This is a genomic window from Petrimonas sulfuriphila, from assembly GCA_038561985.1.
In the GTDB taxonomy this organism is placed as follows: Bacteria; Bacteroidota; Bacteroidia; order Bacteroidales; family Dysgonomonadaceae; genus Petrimonas; species Petrimonas sulfuriphila.
On record CP073276.1, the window covers coordinates 629,885 to 648,223 of the forward strand.

At 46.0% G+C, this 18,339-nt stretch carries 14 protein-coding genes; 5 read left to right on the forward strand and 9 right to left on the reverse strand.

Annotated elements, in window-relative coordinates; all coding sequences use genetic code 11:
* Positions 1-12: 12 nt before the first annotated feature.
* Both KCV26_02470 and KCV26_02475 read left to right on the forward strand, forming a co-directional pair.
* Complete coding sequence (locus KCV26_02470; GenBank protein WZX37273.1) at positions 13-3,171, forward strand: efflux RND transporter permease subunit; 3,159 nt, start codon at positions 13-15, stop codon at positions 3,169-3,171.
* Positions 3,172-3,236: 65 nt separating this feature from the next.
* Complete coding sequence (locus KCV26_02475) at positions 3,237-3,554, forward strand: hypothetical protein (GenBank protein WZX37274.1); 318 nt, start codon at positions 3,237-3,239, stop codon at positions 3,552-3,554.
* Positions 3,555-3,566: 12 nt separating this feature from the next.
* On the opposite strand, the gene acs is transcribed toward KCV26_02475, so the two are convergent.
* The 4 genes from acs to KCV26_02495 form a co-directional block, all read right to left on the reverse strand.
* Positions 3,567-5,471 carry an acetate--CoA ligase gene (acs, locus tag KCV26_02480; protein WZX37275.1) on the reverse strand — a complete coding sequence of 635 codons (1,905 nt, stop codon included), beginning with the start codon at positions 5,469-5,471 and terminating at the stop codon, positions 3,567-3,569.
* A 206-nt stretch (positions 5,472-5,677) separates the two neighbouring features.
* The gene (gene dnaJ / locus KCV26_02485; protein WZX37276.1) at positions 5,678-6,829 is read right to left on the reverse strand and encodes a molecular chaperone DnaJ; all 1,152 of its coding nucleotides are present in this window, start codon (positions 6,827-6,829) and stop codon (positions 5,678-5,680) included.
* A 1-nt stretch (position 6,830) separates the two neighbouring features.
* Positions 6,831-7,415 carry a nucleotide exchange factor GrpE gene (locus KCV26_02490; GenBank protein WZX37277.1) on the reverse strand — a complete coding sequence of 195 codons (585 nt, stop codon included), beginning with the start codon at positions 7,413-7,415 and terminating at the stop codon, positions 6,831-6,833.
* A 90-nt stretch (positions 7,416-7,505) separates the two neighbouring features.
* Complete coding sequence (locus KCV26_02495) at positions 7,506-8,042, reverse strand: phosphohydrolase (GenBank protein WZX37278.1); 537 nt, start codon at positions 8,040-8,042, stop codon at positions 7,506-7,508.
* A gap of 109 nt (positions 8,043-8,151) precedes the next feature.
* On the opposite strand from KCV26_02495, the gene KCV26_02500 reads away from it, so the two are divergent.
* Together KCV26_02500 and KCV26_02505 are read left to right on the forward strand one after the other, a co-directional pair.
* Positions 8,152-8,502 (forward strand): hypothetical protein, encoded by a 351-nt coding sequence (locus tag KCV26_02500; GenBank protein ID WZX37279.1) that lies wholly within the window; start codon positions 8,152-8,154, stop codon positions 8,500-8,502.
* 139 nt (positions 8,503-8,641) lie between these two features.
* Complete coding sequence (locus KCV26_02505; GenBank protein WZX37280.1) at positions 8,642-11,017, forward strand: TonB-dependent receptor; 2,376 nt, start codon at positions 8,642-8,644, stop codon at positions 11,015-11,017.
* A 109-nt stretch (positions 11,018-11,126) separates the two neighbouring features.
* Here the strand turns inward: KCV26_02505 and ltrA are convergent, their stop codons facing one another.
* The 5 genes from ltrA to KCV26_02530 form a co-directional block, all read right to left on the reverse strand.
* Positions 11,127-12,536 carry a group II intron reverse transcriptase/maturase gene (gene ltrA / locus KCV26_02510; GenBank protein WZX37281.1) on the reverse strand — a complete coding sequence of 470 codons (1,410 nt, stop codon included), beginning with the start codon at positions 12,534-12,536 and terminating at the stop codon, positions 11,127-11,129.
* 478 nt (positions 12,537-13,014) lie between these two features.
* Positions 13,015-14,067, reverse strand: coding sequence for a DUF4249 domain-containing protein (locus KCV26_02515; protein WZX37282.1), 1,053 nt, complete (start codon positions 14,065-14,067; stop codon positions 13,015-13,017).
* A 32-nt stretch (positions 14,068-14,099) separates the two neighbouring features.
* The gene (locus tag KCV26_02520) at positions 14,100-16,547 is read right to left on the reverse strand and encodes a TonB-dependent receptor (GenBank protein WZX37283.1); all 2,448 of its coding nucleotides are present in this window, start codon (positions 16,545-16,547) and stop codon (positions 14,100-14,102) included.
* An 818-nt stretch (positions 16,548-17,365) separates the two neighbouring features.
* Positions 17,366-17,653 carry a type II toxin-antitoxin system RelE/ParE family toxin gene (locus KCV26_02525; GenBank protein ID WZX37284.1) on the reverse strand — a complete coding sequence of 96 codons (288 nt, stop codon included), beginning with the start codon at positions 17,651-17,653 and terminating at the stop codon, positions 17,366-17,368.
* Positions 17,643-17,876: a hypothetical protein gene (locus KCV26_02530; protein WZX37285.1), complete on the reverse strand. Its 234-nt coding sequence runs from the start codon at positions 17,874-17,876 to the stop codon at positions 17,643-17,645. Before KCV26_02530 ends, KCV26_02525 begins: the two co-directional genes overlap by 11 nt.
* A 94-nt stretch (positions 17,877-17,970) precedes the next feature.
* Between KCV26_02530 and KCV26_02535 the strand changes: the two genes are divergently transcribed.
* Positions 17,971-18,249 (forward strand): hypothetical protein, encoded by a 279-nt coding sequence (locus KCV26_02535; GenBank protein WZX37286.1) that lies wholly within the window; start codon positions 17,971-17,973, stop codon positions 18,247-18,249.
* Positions 18,250-18,339: the final 90 nt, after the last annotated feature.

Genomic DNA, 18,339 nt, shown 5'->3' on the forward strand with positions numbered 1-18,339 from the left:
ACAGCAACAACAATGAAATTACCTGAAATAGGCGTAAAAAGGCCAGTGGCTACGGTGATGCTCTTTGTAGCCATCATTATGCTAGGGCTGGTATCGCTGAAAATGCTTCCTTTAGATATCATGCCCGAAATGGAGTTCCCCTCCATCACCATAATCACCATTTATCCGGGTGCCTCGGCAAACGAAGTGGAAGAACAGGTCACCAAACCGTTGGAAACGATATTATCGGCAGCCGAACATCTCAGCGAAATAAAATCGACATCAAAGGAGAATGTGTCGTTCATCCAACTCAGCTACAGTTGGGGCAGTGATGTAACTTCCGCAGCAAACAATGCCCGAGACCTCATCGAGTTGACGAAAACAAAATTGCCGCAAGCAGCACATCAACCCATCATTTACAAAATAAACTCCTCAATGATGCCTGTGCTCGCCTACGCCGTAAATGCAGGTGTTAATTACAACGGCATTGAAAATATTGTGGAAGAAGACATTGCCACAGTACTTCGTAAAGTGGATGGTGTCGGGACCGTGGTATACCTCGGACAACCCGAACGTGAAATAAAAGTGAGTGTGAATCCACAACGGTTATCGGCTTACGGTTTGTCGGCTACTCAGATCTCTACCATGCTCAAGGCAGATAACATCAGTGTGCCGGCCGGAAATATCAACATGGGCGTTTACGATTTCTCGGTACGTGTGCCGGGAAAATTCGAAACGGTCGAAGAGATCGGGAACACCGTACTGAAAGCATTCAACGGACAGGTAATCCGGCTGAAAGATGTGGCAAAAGTTGAAGACACCTTCATGGAAAAAGAGGCTTTTGCCCGCAACCGTACCGGTGAAGGCGTAGCATTGATGATACAGAAACAGTCCGGAAGCAACACGGTAGCCGTGGTGAATGCCGTAAGGGCCAAAATGGCAGAAATACAGAAAACGCTGCCATCCGATATTCAGGTACATGAAATAATCAGCACCGACGAAGTAGTTACCCAATCAGTCAATAACCTCACTTCTTCGATCTGGTATGCCCTGGTATTTGTCACATTGGTGGTATTGATGTTCCTGCGCGAATGGAAGTCGAGTCTGATAATTTTCATAACCATGCCTGTGTCGCTTATCAGTGCCTTTATCGCCATGTATGCCATGGGATACACCATTAATATCTTTTCGTTGATGGCGTTGGTAATTGCTATCGGTATGGTGGTGGACAATGCCATTGTGGTGTTGGAAAACATTACCCAACACATAGAAAAAGGTTCAAAGCCCAAACAGGCAGCCATTTTTGGTGCCCTGGAAATGGGAATGGCTATCGCCGCCTCTACCGCCACAACATTAGTAGTTTTCCTACCCATGCTTTTTATGGGTGGAATTGTGGGCATCATGTTCAAACAGTTGGCCATACTCACTTCGGTTTGTTTGATTGTTTCGTTGTTTACCGCTCTGACACTCACCCCGATGCTTTCTTCAAAATTGCTGAAGGAAGCACCCCGCAACGGTAAAAAACAACATCGTTCCAAATTTTATGCGGCCAGCGAAAAGGTATTCACTAAAATTGAAAACGGGTACAAGCTGTTGTTGGGCTGGGTTGTTTTCCACAAAAGCCTGACCATAGTCATTGCCTTTGCCGTCTTTGTTCTTACGATGATCGTCGGGAAAAACATAGGCACCGATTATATTCCCGACTTCGATGCCGGAACGGTCTCTGTTGTCTTTGAAACCGAAGTAGGAACCAGCGCCCGGCAAACCGACAGCATCAGTCAGCAAATCTTGCAAATCATGCTCGAAGATATCCCCGAAATAGCCAATGAAGCTGCTGTTTCCATTGCCGGGCAAACAAAAACGGGTGCCCTGACCACCGTAGGATTTAAAGAAGGGAAAAACGTAGGTACGGTACTTTGCCACCTTACCCCACCCGATAAGCGGGACCGCACGGCAGCCGAAATAGCCGGAGCCATCAGAGACAGGGTGGAAAGCATTCCTCAAATTGAAAAATGCCGCGTGCAGGGCGGTAGTGCATTGGCTGCTGCGGTTACGGGAAACAAACGCCCCATCGAGATTATTGTTTCGGGAAACGATTTTAACCAATTGAACGCCGTAGCATCGGACCTTCAGGAAAAGATGCAAGCCGAAAAAGCATTTACCGATGTGGCAACCACCGTTGATCCGGGGAAACTGGAAGTGCAGGTAATCGTAGACAAGGAAAAAGCATCGCAAATGGCCCTCAACACCGCTATGGTAGGCATGCAGGTAAGGCAAAACCTTTACGGAGCCGAATCGGGTGATTTCAGCGAAGACGGGAACGACTACGGTATCGTAGTGCAATATGCACCGGAACATCGGAATGAAGTGAACAAACTGAAAGAGATGCAGGTCTCCAACCTGTTGGGACAACAAATTCCGCTGTCCGCCATAGCCGACATAGTGGAAAGCCTGGGACCGTTGGAAATACAGCGTCAATCGCAGCAACGATATGTTAAAACCACTGCCGACCTTAACGGAGTCTCGCTGGGTGAAGCTACCAAGACTGCACAAGAGATCATCGACAATACGGAAATTCCCGATGACGTATCGGTTGAAATCGGAGGACAGGTAAACGACCAGAAATCATCGTTCGGCTCGCTCTTTTTGATTTTTTTCCTCGGCATTGCATTGGTTTATATGGTTATGGCAGCCCAATTCGAGTCGATGAAAGACCCTTTCATCATTCTGTTTGCCATTCCGTTTACATTGGTGGGAGTCATTCTGGCGTTCTTCGTAACGGGAATAACGCTGAGCGTTACCACGTTTATCGGGCTGATCATGCTTGTAGGTATTGTGGTGAACAACGGTATCGTTCTCGTGGACTACACCAACATGTTGCGAAAGCGTAATTATCCGCTCCGCGATGCCGTAATGGAAGCCGGACGTTCACGGTTGCGCCCCGTATTGATGACTTCACTGACAACCATCCTAGGCATGTTGCCTATGGCCGTAAGCAACGGCATGGGACGTGAAATGTATGCTCCCCTCGGAATCACCATCATAGGAGGATTGTTAGTATCCACCTTGGTTACGTTACTGCTGGTTCCGGCCATGTATACCTCGCTTTATCACCGCACACTGGCCAAAGACCGCACTACGGCAAGATTAAAAAAACAACGCCAAGCGGAAAATAAAAAAAGCCTGGAATAAACGGGGAAAGGCGAAAGCCCGATTAGAAAAGAACATGTTTAACAAAAAACAAAAACAACATCAAAATGAAATTCATATACATTACATGCAACGTAAGTATGCTAGAGACTGTCACCAGTTTGCTTGATGAAGAAGAGATTACTGATTACCAGGTAATGGAACAGGTAACGGCAAAAAGCAACTACAGCCTGCCACGTTTAAACACGGCAGTTTGGCCCGGGTACAATTCCTCTGTATTTATACAGGAAAGCGATAAAAACAAAGTGTCCTCATTGATCGAAACAATAAACAGGATGAACCGGTCCGCATTCAATAACGGCGAGCGAATAGCCTTGTTTTCCTGGGATATACTGGCCTGTACGGAATCAGAAAACGGAAAGTAGTTCTGGACATCCTTATGTCCGCCCTTTTTTTATCTCTTCCACAATTTCAGGGTTGATCAATGTAGTGATATCGCCGAAATCTGATTCGCCCACGGCTATTTTTCGCAGGATGCGACGCATGATCTTTCCGGAACGGGTCTTTGGTAATCCACTTACGAACTGAATTTTATCCAGCTTAGCAATGGGGCCGATCTGGTCGGAGATAAGTTGATTGATCTCTTTCATAAGGTTTTGCCGGTCACGCCACAACCCGGTTTCTTTGAGCACTACGAAACCGTACAATGCATTGCCTTTGATCTCATGCGGAAATCCCACGATAGCGCTCTCGGCTACTGTCTGGTGCTCGTTGATCGCATCCTCGATGGGTGCGGTACCCAGGTTGTGCCCCGAGACGATGATCACATCGTCGACCCTTCCGGTGATGCGGTAATAACCCACTTCATCACGCAACGCTCCATCGCCCGAGAAGTATTTACCGGGAAACGCCGTAAAGTAGGTATCGATGAACCGCTGGTGGTCACCCCAGATGGTTCGTGCCATGCCCGGCCAGGGATAGCGGATGCAGAGATGGCCGATCTGCTGGTTCCGTTCTATTTCGTTTCGCAGCTCATCCATCAGGACCGGTTGAATTCCGGGAAAAGGAAGAGAAGCGTAAGTCGGCTTGGTAGGTGTAACGAAAGGGATGGGTGAGATCAGGATCCCTCCGGTTTCCGTTTGCCACCAGGTATCCACGAGCGGGCAGCGCTTGTTGCCCACATGATCGTTGTACCAGTGCCATGCCTCCTCGTTGATCGGCTCCCCCACCGAACCGATCACCTTGAGCGAGTCCAGTCTGAACTCCTGAATGTATTCAATTTTCTCCCTGGCCAGGGAGCGGATCGCTGTTGGAGCGGTATAAAACTGGTTCACCCGGTGTTTCTGTACCACCTCCCAGAAACGACTGTGAGTGGGATAGGAAGGGGTTCCCTCGTAAATAACTGTGGTAGCCCCATTTAGCAAGGGGCCATAGATGATGTAGGAATGCCCGGTAACCCAGCCGATATCGGCGGTACACCAGTAGACGTCGCCTTCATTGTATTGAAAGATATTCTTGAATGTGTACGCCGTGTAAACCATGTAACCTGCCGTAGTATGCACCATCCCCTTGGGCTTCCCGGTAGATCCGGAAGTATACAGGATGAACAGGGGATCTTCAGCGTCCATCATCTCTGCCCTACTGGTAGGAGGCGCTTCGTCCAGCAGTGGCTGCAACCAAAGATCCCGCCCCTCTCTCATTTCAATCTCCTGATGGGTACGCTTTACCACCAGCACTTTCTCAACGGTAGGCGATTTATGGAGGGCTTCGTCCACGATCCGTTTCAGGTCTATGGTCTTCGATCCGCGATAGCCTCCGTCCGCCGTGATCAGGAGCTTACAGGTAGAATCATTGATGCGTGTGGCGAGCGCGTTGGCCGAAAAGCCGGCGAAAACAACGGAGTGTATTGCCCCGATACGTGCACAGGCCAGTACACTGAATGCCAGTTCAGGGATCATGGGAAGGTAGATGCATACTCGATCGCCCTTCTCCACCCCTTGGGCTCTAAGCACATTGGCCATCTTGGACACCTCAGCATAGAGCTGGCTGTAGGTAAAATGTTGGGCCGGTTCGTTGGGGTCATTGGGCTCGAAGATGATGGCAGACTGATCCCCTTTGTTAGCCAAGTGCCGATCGATGCAATTCTTGGTAATGTTGAGCTTGGCATTCTTAAACCAGGTGAATTCCGCTCTCTCCATGTCATACTCCACCACTTTATCCCATTTCCGGTACCAGGTGAAATTGTTCTCTGCTATCTTACTCCAGAATTTCTTCGGTTTACGGACCGACTGCCGATACACCTTAAAATAGTGTTCTAAGGATTTGATGGAATAACTACTCATACTAAGCTGGATTTTTAACAATCACAAATAAATAAAAAATATTTATTATTTGTTACACTTCAACGCATTTTTCTCCCATTTTGTTTCAGTTTAAGCTTTTTTCGTCGTTGTTTTAACAATTCAAGCTGTTATTTAAAAAAAACAGCAGGCAAACCTTATGGGCCTGCTGCTGCTTTATTGGATATATAATTGTGAAAATTCTGTTCCTAATCGAACATTTTCCGGAATTTATTGAACACACTCTTCCTGGCCGACTTCGACGGGGCAAAGTTGGGCGATTTATCCATCTCTGCTATTTTTTTCTTTTCGGCATCACTCAGGTTTTCAGGAATATAAACATTCACGTTAATAAGCTCATCACCGGTACCGTAACCATTTATTGTCGGCAGCCCCTTGTTACGCAGGCGTAGCACTTTACCCGGCTGGGTTCCGGGATCGATTTTCACTTTGGCTACACCTTCAATGGTGGGAACCTCAACCGTTCCACCCAATGCGGCTGTTGGGAAACTCACAAAGAGGTTATATATCACATCGTTGTGATCTCGGATCAAGTTCGGATCCTCCTCCTCCTCCACCAAAATAAGTAAATCACCGTTAACGCCTCCTCGACGGGCTGCATTCCCTTTCCCCGACATAGACAGCTGCATTCCTTCTTCCACACCTGCTGGGATTTTGATGGAGATCACTTCCTCGTCGAGAACAATTCCATCACCGTTGCAATGCGCACATTTCTTGGAAATTGTCTTTCCCTCTCCGTTGCAGGAAGGACAGGTTGTTGTGGTTTGCATCTGTCCGAGAATAGTGTTCTGAACGCGCGTTACTACGCCCGATCCGTTACAGGTTGAACAGCTGGAAACAGAGTTCCCGTTTTCCGAACCGTTGCCGTTGCAGTGCGAACAGGCCACATATTTTTTCACCTTTATCTTCTTTTCAACCCCATTAAGAATCTCCTTCAGGTCTAGTTTCACCTTTACCCGAAGGTCGGAGCCGCGGTTGGTACGCCTACCCGGCCTGCCAAATCCGCCGAACCCGCCGAATCCGCCAAAATGACCGCCAAAGATATCGCCAAACTGAGAGAAAATATCCTCCATCGACATTCCGCCCCCAAAGCCACCACCCGATGCAGCACCTCCCATTCCTGCGTGGCCAAACTGGTCGTAACGGGCACGCTTGTTCTGATCGCTGAGTACTTCGTAGGCTTCGGCAGCTTCTTTGAATTTCTCTTCGGCTGTAGCATCTCCCGGATTTTTATCGGGGTGGAATTGAATGGCTTTTTTGCGATAGGCTTTTTTTATCTCTTCAGCTGTAGCCGTTTTTGAAACTTCCAGTACTTCGTAATAATCTCTTTTCGTTGCCATCTTATTCCCCCACAATTACCTTCGGATAACGGATAATTTTATCGTTCAGCTGATAACCTTTTTGCACGCAATCGATGATCACTCCTTTTTGCGATTTATCCTGAACAGGGACAGTTGTTATAGCTTCAAACTTGTCGGCATCAAAAGGCTGTCCAAGGGCCTCAATTTCTTTTACACCGTGTTGATTCAGGAAATTCAGAAATTTCGAATAAATCAAATCCATTCCTTCCACCATAGCCTCCTTGTCTTCCGCCGTATGAAGTGCTTGCAGTGCACGTTCGAAATCATCGGCAAAAGGAAGCATGTCCGTAAGTACACGTTCTCCCCCGCTTTTGATAATGTCGGCCTTTTCCTTCAGGGTCCGCTTGCGGAAATTATCGAACTCGGCATGAAGGCGTAAATAGTTATCATTCAAGTCATCGTATTTCACCTGTAGTTCTTCTACAGGGTCGGCCTCATCTGACAAATTGTCTTCAACATTGGCCTTCTGTTCTTCAACTTCCTCTTTATCCTCCCGGGCCGGCTCCAGGTTCATATCGTCTTCGTACAATTCTTCCGGGCCGGTATAGTCGTTATTTTTCTTCATAATCATCTAAAAAATATATGTGTCTGCCTTTCAGCAATAAAAAAATCTTGATCGTTCAGACTTCATCACTGCAAATAGTTTGCCAAACTATTACAGAAACAACTCGCACCACTCATCAAATGTCTCTACCTGATGAGTACCGTGGTTCTTGAGGCTCTCCCGGATTTTTTTCAAGGGTTTCTCTTTTCCCAATTGAGATTTCGAGAAAAATTTATCGGCGAAACAGATGATTTTTTCCTCCAGGCTTTTAGGACGCATGTCCCTGTGCGGAACAGGTAATTTTTTCTGGATGATGGCTTCCAAACTCAATCCTGTCCCTGTGTGCCGTTCACACACCATTCCGTGTCTGGGAAACCCTTCCATGGTAAGCAATTCCCTGCCTAAATAGCCGTGACAAATGTACGGCAAGCTCCCCTCGCAGGCAATATTCGGTGCCCGGGTTTTGAATATGCCAATGTCGTGCAACATGGCTGCTTCTTCAAGAAATTTCACATCTATTGCCAGCTCAGGATGCTTTTGTGCGACATGCAGCGCCTTGCCGGTTACATCGGAAACGTGAGATATATAAATGTCGTATAACCTTGTTCCCGGTTTGTAATATTTGAGGATAATTTCGAGCGGATACATAAGTTTGCAAAGGTAACAAAAGATTACGAAAAGAGAAACGGTTGTTATTTGGAAATATTCCACATAACGCTTGTCGAATAAAATAAAAAAAGTTTATCTTTGCGCGGTTATGGGAAAAGGCAACCGACATATTGCGAAAAAATGGGTTCTGCTTACCTTGTTTGCAAGTTACGTAATCACCATATCGCTTTTTACGCATACGCATGTTGTCAATCGGGTAACCTACGTGCACTCCCACCCGTTTAAAAAGGGAGAAAAAGCACAACATACGCATACCGAAAATCAACTTTTTCTTCTTGCCCATTTTTACCACACGCCAATAACATCGGACATTATTCCCGACTTCGATTTGTCCGGACTGTCCAAATCCTCGTTCATTAACTATACTATACTTTACGAAGGATTACATCCTGTTAAAAATCAAACCCCGACTCTCCTCAGAGCTCCTCCCGCAGCTTGATTTTCTCCTGTTTTTAAGAAACAGTCTCTGAATCGTGTCCGTTTTCACAACGGATAGGATCTTTTTATGCGTGGCGACAAGTGGGCGACCACGGAGATTTTCAAGTTACAATAAAACCAACTAGATAAATAGCATTCTTATGAAAAAAAGATACATACTCCTTCTATGCCTATCCACTCTTTTTATATGGAGACAGGCAAAGGGAAACGAACCCTATAAAACTGACGCAAACATCTTCGGACATGTGTTGGACAAAAATACAAAAGAGCACTTGCCGTACGTTACTGTACAGCTGAAAGGCACTACCCTTGGAACAACAACCGATGCAACGGGACACTACTTCCTGAAAAACCTGCCAACGGGCAATTTCACACTCGAAGTAAAAATGATCGGGTATAAAACCGTCACGAAAGAGGTGAAGATCATAGCCAACACCACCCAGGAGATCGATTTCGAGATGGAAGAAGAAAGCATCCCGCTCAACGCCGTGGTTGTGTCGGCCAACCGGAACGAAACCAACCGGATGTTGGCCCCCTCGTTGGTGAGCGTGGTAGATATAAAGATGCTGGAAGCCACCAACTCGAAAAGCCTGGCACAAGCATTGAATTTCCAACCCGGCTTACGCGTGGAAGACAATTGCCAGAACTGTGGTTTCTCACAGGTGAGGATCAATGGCCTTGAGGGGGCTTACTCGCAGATACTCATTGACTCCCGCCCCATTTATGGTGCATTGACCGGTGTTTACGGGCTGGAACAGATTCCCTCCAACATGATCGACCGGATTGAAGTAATTCGCGGGGGAGGGTCCGCACTGTTCGGTTCGTCAGCCATCGGCGGTGTTATTAACGTGATAACGAAAGAACCTTCCCGCAACAGCGGGGATATTGTCCACATGTTCTCATCCATCAACGGGAAAGCTGCGGAAAACAATACAATGTTCAACGCATCGATCCTTACCGAAAACCGGAAAGCGGGAATCATGCTCTACGGGCAAAACCGCGACCGCCAAGGTTATGATCACGACGGTGACAGTTTTACCGAGATGCCCATGCTCAAAAACCGATCGTTTGGCTTCCGGTCGTTCCTGAAAACAGGGCTATACTCCAAACTTTCCATAGAGTACCACAACATGCATGAGTTCCGCCGCGGAGGCGACAGCCTCAAGCTGCAACCGTTCCAGTCAAAAATTACCGAACAACTGGAACACTATATCAACGGAGGAGGCATCAATTATGTGCAAAATTCGGCAGATATGAAAAACAAGTTCAACCTCTACGCTTCGGCTCAGCACACCCTTCGCAAAAGCTATTATGGCGGGGGCGACCCGGTGGAAGTAATACCCGGGTCAAACCAAAACCAGGAAGTGATCGACAACCTGAACAACCGGTTAGGCTCGTTCGGGCGTTCCACCGAATTGATCCATCATCTGGGTGGACAATATACCCGAAGCATGGACCATCTTTTGTTTATGCCTGCCGAGCTGACTGCCGGAGCCGAGTACCTGAACAATACACTGACCGACGTAAGCGGATACCGCACCCACGATGTGGATCAGAAAACCCATACCGCGAGCGGTTTTCTACAAAATGAATGGAAAGACGACAGGTGGAGCATTCTTCTGGGCGGCCGCCTCGACAAGCACTCGCTGGTAAAATCGGCTATTTTCAGTCCCAGGGCAAACATCCGTTATAACCCAAACGGGAAAGTCAACTTCCGCCTGTCGTATAGCGAAGGGTTCCGCGCGCCGCAGTATTTTGATGAAGATCTACACGTAGACATTGCCGGCGGAGAACACATCGTTCGTGTCCTGTCGAAAGACCTGCAAGAAGAGCGTTCACGCAGCGTGAGTGGCTCGATTGACTTTTACCACACCACGGACAACCTCCAGTTAAACGCACTGGCGGAAGGTTTTTTCACGCACTTGAAAAATAAGATTACTGCCATTGACGACCCGGAGGTGGAAGGACAAAAACTGGTGGTAAATGCCAAAGGTGAAAATGCGAAAGTATACGGCATAAACCTGGAAGGAAGAATGGCATACGGCCGCCTGTTGGATCTGCAACTGGGGGTAACGTTTCAGAAAAGTTTGTTTGACCAGGCCCAGGAACCGATAGAAGGTGTAGGCGGGTATCGCGAGTTCATGCGCACTCCCGATACTTACGGGTATTTCGTCACCACGTGGAAACCGGCGACCCGCTTTTCAGCAACGCTTTCGGGAAACTATACCGGGCGGATGTACGTGCCCCACGTGAAAGGGGAAGGCGACCCTGCCAAAGACCGGTTTGCATCGGAAAATAAAATTGAAAGGGTAAACTCTTTTTTTGAGTTGCATACAAAATTGTCTTACGACATTCCCGTTCTCGAGTATTCCACACTGCAATTGAACGCGGGAGTGCAGAACATTTTCAATGCCTATCAAAAAGATTTCGATACCGGTGCAGGAAGGGCATCCGATTATATCTACGGCCCATCAGCTCCGCGAAGCGTGTTTGCAGGGATAAAACTAACGCTTTGAAACATATTGAATCGAGTAGGAGGAAAATAAAATAGTTTTCCTCCTATTTTATTTTCCGACCTCTCACACCACCGTACGTACGGATCTCGTATACGGCGGTTCCTTAACATTACCGTCTCACCGCTTCATAATAATCCGTAAAGAAAACGTAACCGGCTTTGCATAAACGTTCATTTGTAATAGTACGGGTTAGTATATAGCTTTTGGCGATATGCCAATAACCTTTCCTCGTGTTACCCCACTCGTAGGCTTTGTATTTATTAATACCGAGCTTGATGAGATTGGTCACTTTGGTCTTTATCCGTTTCCATTGTTTCCAGATTACCATGCGTAACCGTCGGCGATACCACATATCCGTCTTTTCTAACAAACTTCTCATATCTGCCAGTTTGAAGTATTGCACCCAGCCTTTAATATAGTAACCGAGTGCTGTCTTCCTGCGCTCGTTTCCCCACCCGTTGCTTCTGGATGTCAGCTCTTTGATTTTGGCTTTCATCTTTATCACACTTTTGGGGTGTATTCTTAGCCTGCATTCTCCCTTGTAACGGTAGAAACCGTAGCCAAGAAAGTTGATATCCCTGATGGAGGCAACTTTGGTTTTATCCCGATTGACTTTAAGGAAAAGTTTCTCCTCTATATAAGAAGTAATACTTTTCATAGTTCTTTCGGCACCTCGTTTGCTTTTACATAGTATAACCAAGTCATCGGCATATCGTACAAACTTATGTCCCCTTCTTTCAAGCTCCCAGTCTAACTCATTAAGAAGGACGTTACCAAGCAGGGGACTTAATGGTCCACCCTGCGGTACTCCTTCAAGAGTCTCACCAAAGCGTCCATCTTGTTGTATTACACCTGCATTAAGGTATTTATGAATGAGTGATACCACCCTGCCATCTTTAATGGTTCGGGATAGTACCTCAATCAGTTTGCCGTGTACTACCGTGTCAAAGAATCTTTCCAAGTCCATATCTACTGCATGGATATATCCCTCGGTGATGTACTGTTGACATTTTTGGACTGCCTGGTGAGCTGACCGCCTGGGTCTGAACCCATAGCTGTGGTCAGAGAACTGTGGCTCGTAAATAAGGGATAGTTGTTGTGATATGCTTTGCTGGATAACTCTGTCTACTACTGTAGGAATACCCAACTGGCGCTGTTTGCCGTTTCCCTTGGGTATTAATACCCGTCGTGTCGGATGGGGGCGATATTTACCCCTTAGAATAGAGCTTATCTGTGCATCCTTATGGTTGACAAGATAATCTTTTAAAGAATCCACCTCCATCTTGTCTACTCCTGCTGCACCTTTATTGCTCTTTACTCGCTTGTAAGCTGCATTAAGGTTGGCAGGTGAAAGAATGCTTTCAAGAAGTCCATTCTCTTTGCGGTTTTCCGGTTCGGTGAGGTTGTTCTCAGTTATCCACAGGAAAGTCTGCCCTCCCGCATAGCCTTCGGATGCCGTCCTATTCTTCTGCGGGCAGGTCTCTGCTTTATCAAAGATTTTCTGCCTTCTTCCTTTCATACTATGGTAACATTCATTTACTACTCGCCCATTAAGGTTCAGCCCTTCCCATACTTAAGGTGACATATGGTACTATGGCTTCTGCTGACTTCTTGCGGCAAGCTTTACTCCGCTATGGTGCATCGAATGAATCATCTTCGCCAAACGTCCGCAAGACCTCCCGTGGTAAGGCAATTAACTTTTATCCCATATCCCCGCCGCATTTACATCCCTGTGTCCGTATAGTCTTTGGATTTTGACTTGAAATGCAGTCTTATCCCACAGGTTATGCCTGTATACGATTCGTGTTACTCGGGGCAGGACTTTGCCGTGGGCTTCCTTCAGATTCCACCTCACGATGGACACCCTTGCCGTTGGCTAATGGTTGGCGACTATAAACCTCCATAATGGACTTTCACCATCGAGTTAATCACCATGCACGGCGCACATTCTGAACTCCAGGAAATTACAACTCCTGGAGTTTAGGTTTTGATCAAACCTACCACTGTATTGAATAGCCTCCCTCCGTGTATTTTTCGAATCTAAAAACAAACCGGCTTGTGGTATATGCACCTAAAATCCCCAATCCGTTTTCTACGTTTGTCCGTACTTGTACTGGCTCCACAAAAGGGTTTTCATCCACATTATACGCTTTGGCGGCAGAAACCACAAATTGATAATAATCGGAAGACATACTGGATAAGGCGATAACATATTCTTTCGTGAAAGGACCACCGGCATTGATGATTTCTTCGTTTCCATTTGGCCTTTTCATGACGGTTTTGAGGTTCTCATAGTATTCAAAATTAAAAAACAGCTCTCTTCCGTTCACCAATGCATCGGAAAAAATATTCTCCAGTTGCCTTTTATAACCGGAATCTTCTTCTCCCCACAAAACTTCTTCGAGCGGGTTACCCGTATCCGAAATGTTTCCTTTCAACACTTTGCTCAACTCTACCTTTTGCAACTCTTTTCCGATGGACTTATCCTTATCGTACAAATTGTGTTCGGCTTTGATAAAATAAAAATTCTCCTCGTTCTTTTCCTCTTTTAAGCGTAAGCGGATCTTGTTAACATGCTCCCATTGCTTAAATGTATACCCCGGATCATCGGTGAATTGGCTGGAAACATCTTTTACCGTATGCGTAAGGGTAGAATCCGCCAATTCAAACACCGGAGCCTGCGGAATCCCGGTTTTCGCTTTTACCGCTTCGAAACCCGGAGCCGATGCGCGGACTTCAATCTCATCGCCAATTCGCGGACGATATTGCCCGGCGTAATTCCCCTCATTGCCGTAAACAAGCTTTTCCTTCAACACCCCGTTCACGTATAGCTCTACGGAAGCGTTTTCGATAGACACGTAGGGTGTATGGTCATCCATGACAAAACGGCTTTTTGAAAGATGTACCGTTACATTTTCATCGGGCGTGAGATAACCGTTCAATACCAGAACCGGTTTTTTTACATCTCCTTTAAATTCGATTTCTTTTTCGCAGGCGCAGAACAGGAGTGCGCAGAGCAAAATAATACAGAATATGGATTTTTTATTCATTTTTGATTGTTGTTTCATTGACCGTTAACTGTTTAAAACCTTACCACATACGTCACCGACGGCAATACCGGAAAGATGGACACCTGCTTGAGCACCGTTTTCGAACGGCTCTCGCTTGGCCCCGTCTGTTCCGTTTTTGACGAAGGATACACGAAAAACGGATTCAGCTGATTATACACGTTATATACACTGATGTTCCACGTACGCTTCCACCCGCGCCGGGTAGTTTTGTGAAAGTTTACGCCCAAATCCATGCGGTGATAGTTGTTGTACCGAAAGTTGTTGCGGCTCTCCACGTAAGTGACAGATTGCAAGGCGTAATGCGATTCCTGATAATTGGGTGCGGGCACAGTGCGGTAGGACTGATAGCCGAACGTGGCAGCGTTACCCGTGCTGTAAACCCAGGATCCCGAAATATCAAACCGGTCAGAGAACTTATGCATGAGGGTAAGGCTCACATCGTGCCTGCGGTCATACTTGGCAGGAAAAACCTTTCCGTAGTTTATTTCATGTCCGGGCCGATCAAAAATACGATCGGCTTTCGACCACGTGTAGCCCAACCATCCCGAAGTATTTCCAAACGACCGCTGCGCCAGGAACTCCACGCCGTAAGCCACACCACGCCCCATACTTACCTTGTCTTCCCAATTGGACGATGCTCCCATGAACGACGCTCCATCTTTGTACTCCAACAGGTTGTCCATGGTTTTGTAATACCCTTCTACGGAAAAATCGGCCACGTGCGGTACTGTATAAAACAAGCCCGCCGAATATTGGTGTGACGACATGGGTTTTATCTTTTTCGTAACGGGAACCCACAAATCGGTAGGAAGACTCACCGAACTGTTCGAAAGCAGATGGATATATTGGTTCATATAGGCGTAACCGGCTTTTGCTGAAAAGTTTTCGCCCAACATTACCCGCATTCCCGCACGCGGTTGCACCGAGAAGTAATTTTCCTTTTGCACGTGGAACGACGAAAAATGCACACCCAGGTTCACCTTAAACAATTCCCCCAACGCAATATTGTCTTCGATATAGCTCATGGTCTCGTGCGCATACACGTTAGGACTTCCCACAATCGTATCGATTTTTTGCGTATTGGGGTCGGTATCGTTTACCTTTATCGACGACACATCCGGTGAAAACGTGTGATACGTGTAGTTTGTGCCGAACTTGATATCGTGCGACGGGCCGGGCGTATAATCAAAGTCAACCTTAGCCGTCCAATCGTGGATACCCGAATCGTATTTCAGAGCAATTTCCGATTTACTCGTTTTATGGGGCGTCACGGATTTATCCACGTATTGATCTTCGTAGCCCATTTTCAGGTCAGACCTGTATCGCGTGAATGCCGCAGTAGTATTCATAAACAGTTTGCTGCCCACCACACGGCTCCACCGTAATGACGTAACCAGGTTGCCCCAACCCCAGTTCATTTTTTGCCATTCTTTGCTTTCATACGTTGAACTATTGGCAGATTTTGTACGCATTTTGGTATGCATGGCATCATCTCCCGTGTAAATACTGAGATAGAGTCGGTCACGGTCGGAAAACTTGTGTGTAAATTTGGCGTTAATGTCATAAAAATAATATCCGCCACCGTAATTCGTATCGTCCTCCTCCTGCCTGGCGGCGTACTTGATAAGCGGCTGGGCCAAAATATCGAAGTAAGTACGGCGCAACGAAACATTAAATGTGGTTTTTTCTTTCACGATGGGCCCTTCCACCTGGAGTTTCGCCGAAAGTGTCCCGATGCTGGCTGTCCCGCTGATCTTTTTATCGTCGCCGTCTTTCATGCGCACATCCACCACAGACGAAAGCCGTCCTCCGAAACGTGCCGGGAAGCTACCTTTATAAAGCGTTACGTTTTTAAGCGCATCACTGTTGAAAACGGAAAAAAAGCCCATCATGTGATTCACGTTGTAGAGCGGGATACCGTCCAGGAGTAACAAATTTTCATCGGGCCCACCGCCCCGCACATACAAACCGGCCGATCCTTCTGTGCCCGACTGCACGCCGGGCAACAGCTGCAAGGCTTTAATGATATCGTTTTCACCCAATAACGATGGAATATTTTTGATTTGTGCGATGGGTACTTCCACGGCGCTCATTTGCGAACCGCGTACTCCCGTTTCGGAGCGGTGCCCTACCACGGTCACTTCTTGCAACACGTTTTGCAAGGTGAGTTGAATATTGACAACCGTGTCGCGTTGCAACACAAACGATCGCTTTTCGGGCTGGTAACCGATATAGGAAAAGGCCAAAGAAACCTCGCCTTTAGGCAAGGTGAGGGAAAAAAAGCCAAAATTGTTCGTGGCGTTTCCTTTAGCCGATAATTCGTCAAAGACGGTAGCGGAAATCAGTTGCTCGCCGGTTTCCTTGTCCGTAATATATCCGCTAATGGTGTAATGCTGTGCCGACACACCCAGCGCCGGCAAAATAAAAAACAAAAGTAAGATCCTTTCTAATGTCGTCATACCCTTTAGTTATGGTGTTGGAATTTTGATAAGCTTGAAATTGTTTTGCCGAAAGGTATATGTGTCTCGGTACAGCAATGATGCAAAGCTGCACAAAATCACGGCACGAGACTTAGTTAAAAAAATAAAATAAAAGGTGTAATTTCGTTCTAATGGTACTTATCTCTTCTTCTCATCCACCCTAACTTTCAAGGTTTTAGAAGAATCCGTCACAAAACCACCATCCGATACTTTATTGATCTCATAAAGCACCTTGATGTTCTTTTCGGCATTTCCTTTCAGTGTAAGAAAGATCTCAGTTTCATATTGTGAGGATTTATCAGTCTCGGATAGTTTTCCACACGACACAAACAAAAGTAGAGCGAAGAACAAATACAAAAAAATAGCGTCGTGGCCTGTCTCTATTCATCTCTTCATCGGATGGATTCTTTTGAAGGCTGCTTTCTTAATGATTCTATTTATGGTGTAAAAAATTGAAATATGGATGCTGATGGGTTGTTAAACAAATTCGCGGGCGTTGGTTTTTATCTTCGATTGTTTCCGCGTAAGCCATTACCGAAAAAATGCCCCTTATGAGCTCCGGCACCAAGTTTGAGCTGTACCGCCCGCAAAACCTCGACTTTATTTTCAATGAACGATGATTGGGAGTTGGTGGCCGGGTAATCAGTAATTATCAACCTGCCGACAGACATTCTTTCACTTCGCCACACACCATTCGCAGAAGGGTGCGAGCACACGCACAAAAAATGCGCAAACCTTTTTATTCAATTGGTTTACACGTCAAAACTGTCAGTGTTGCAATAATGCGCGTTCAGTTATCAAGTTTTATTTTTAGGATTACGGTGCGTATGAAAGATTGAATACACCACCACTTCATTGTCAACCACTTCATAAATGATGATATAGGGAAACTTCCTGACCACGGCTTCCCGATAGGGAATTTTTCGCAAGGGATACTGATAAGGATTTTGTTGAATACCATTCAAATACGTTTCGATAGTATTCAAAAAAGCCAAGCCAAGTCCTCGCTGTTGGCTCTCATACCATGAAATAGCGTCCGACAATTCATTTTCAGCTCTCGCCTTTAACACCAAGTTATAATCCATGCTTCTCAATCAGCCTTTCTTTCACTTCTTTCCAACCGTAAGAGGGCGTGGCTTGGTTCAAGTGCAGTTCCCGTTCTTTATCCAACACCTTATAAAACGATTCGGGCACGGATGTTTCATATGCTTCTTCCGTGTCGATAATTGCCTCCAATATGCGCAGTATTCTATCATCCGCCTTATCCACAAATTCGTGAATCTTCTTTTTGACTACAGCTGTTTCCATATTCTATTATATTTGTTGAAATAGACAACCAAAGATAACAAATATAATTGTAGAACAACTACCTCAAAAAGAAAGTTTTTTCGTGTAAACCAATATGTCAAAGAACGCTATAGCTATCGGGATTTATGACAATATGGATGCGGAGGATATTGTGCAAGACGTTCTGGCAGACATTTGGGTAAATAAACAAGTATTGTTGGATAATAAAATAACGCACAAAGAATCGCTTAACGCATTTTTAATAGAAAAAATAGAATGGAATGAATTCTCCGAAATACTAAATACTATTATAAAAGAGCTACCCACCCCTTTGAGATTTACGTCTTATTTACTCCTAAAAAAACAATACGGCGAATTGGCAAGCACGACCTGAAAAACTCGATATAAGAACGATTCTTATTCTTTGTCCTTAATCAAATGCTTCAAATTATCGCCGTTCTCGATACGGTGTTTTTCTAATTTC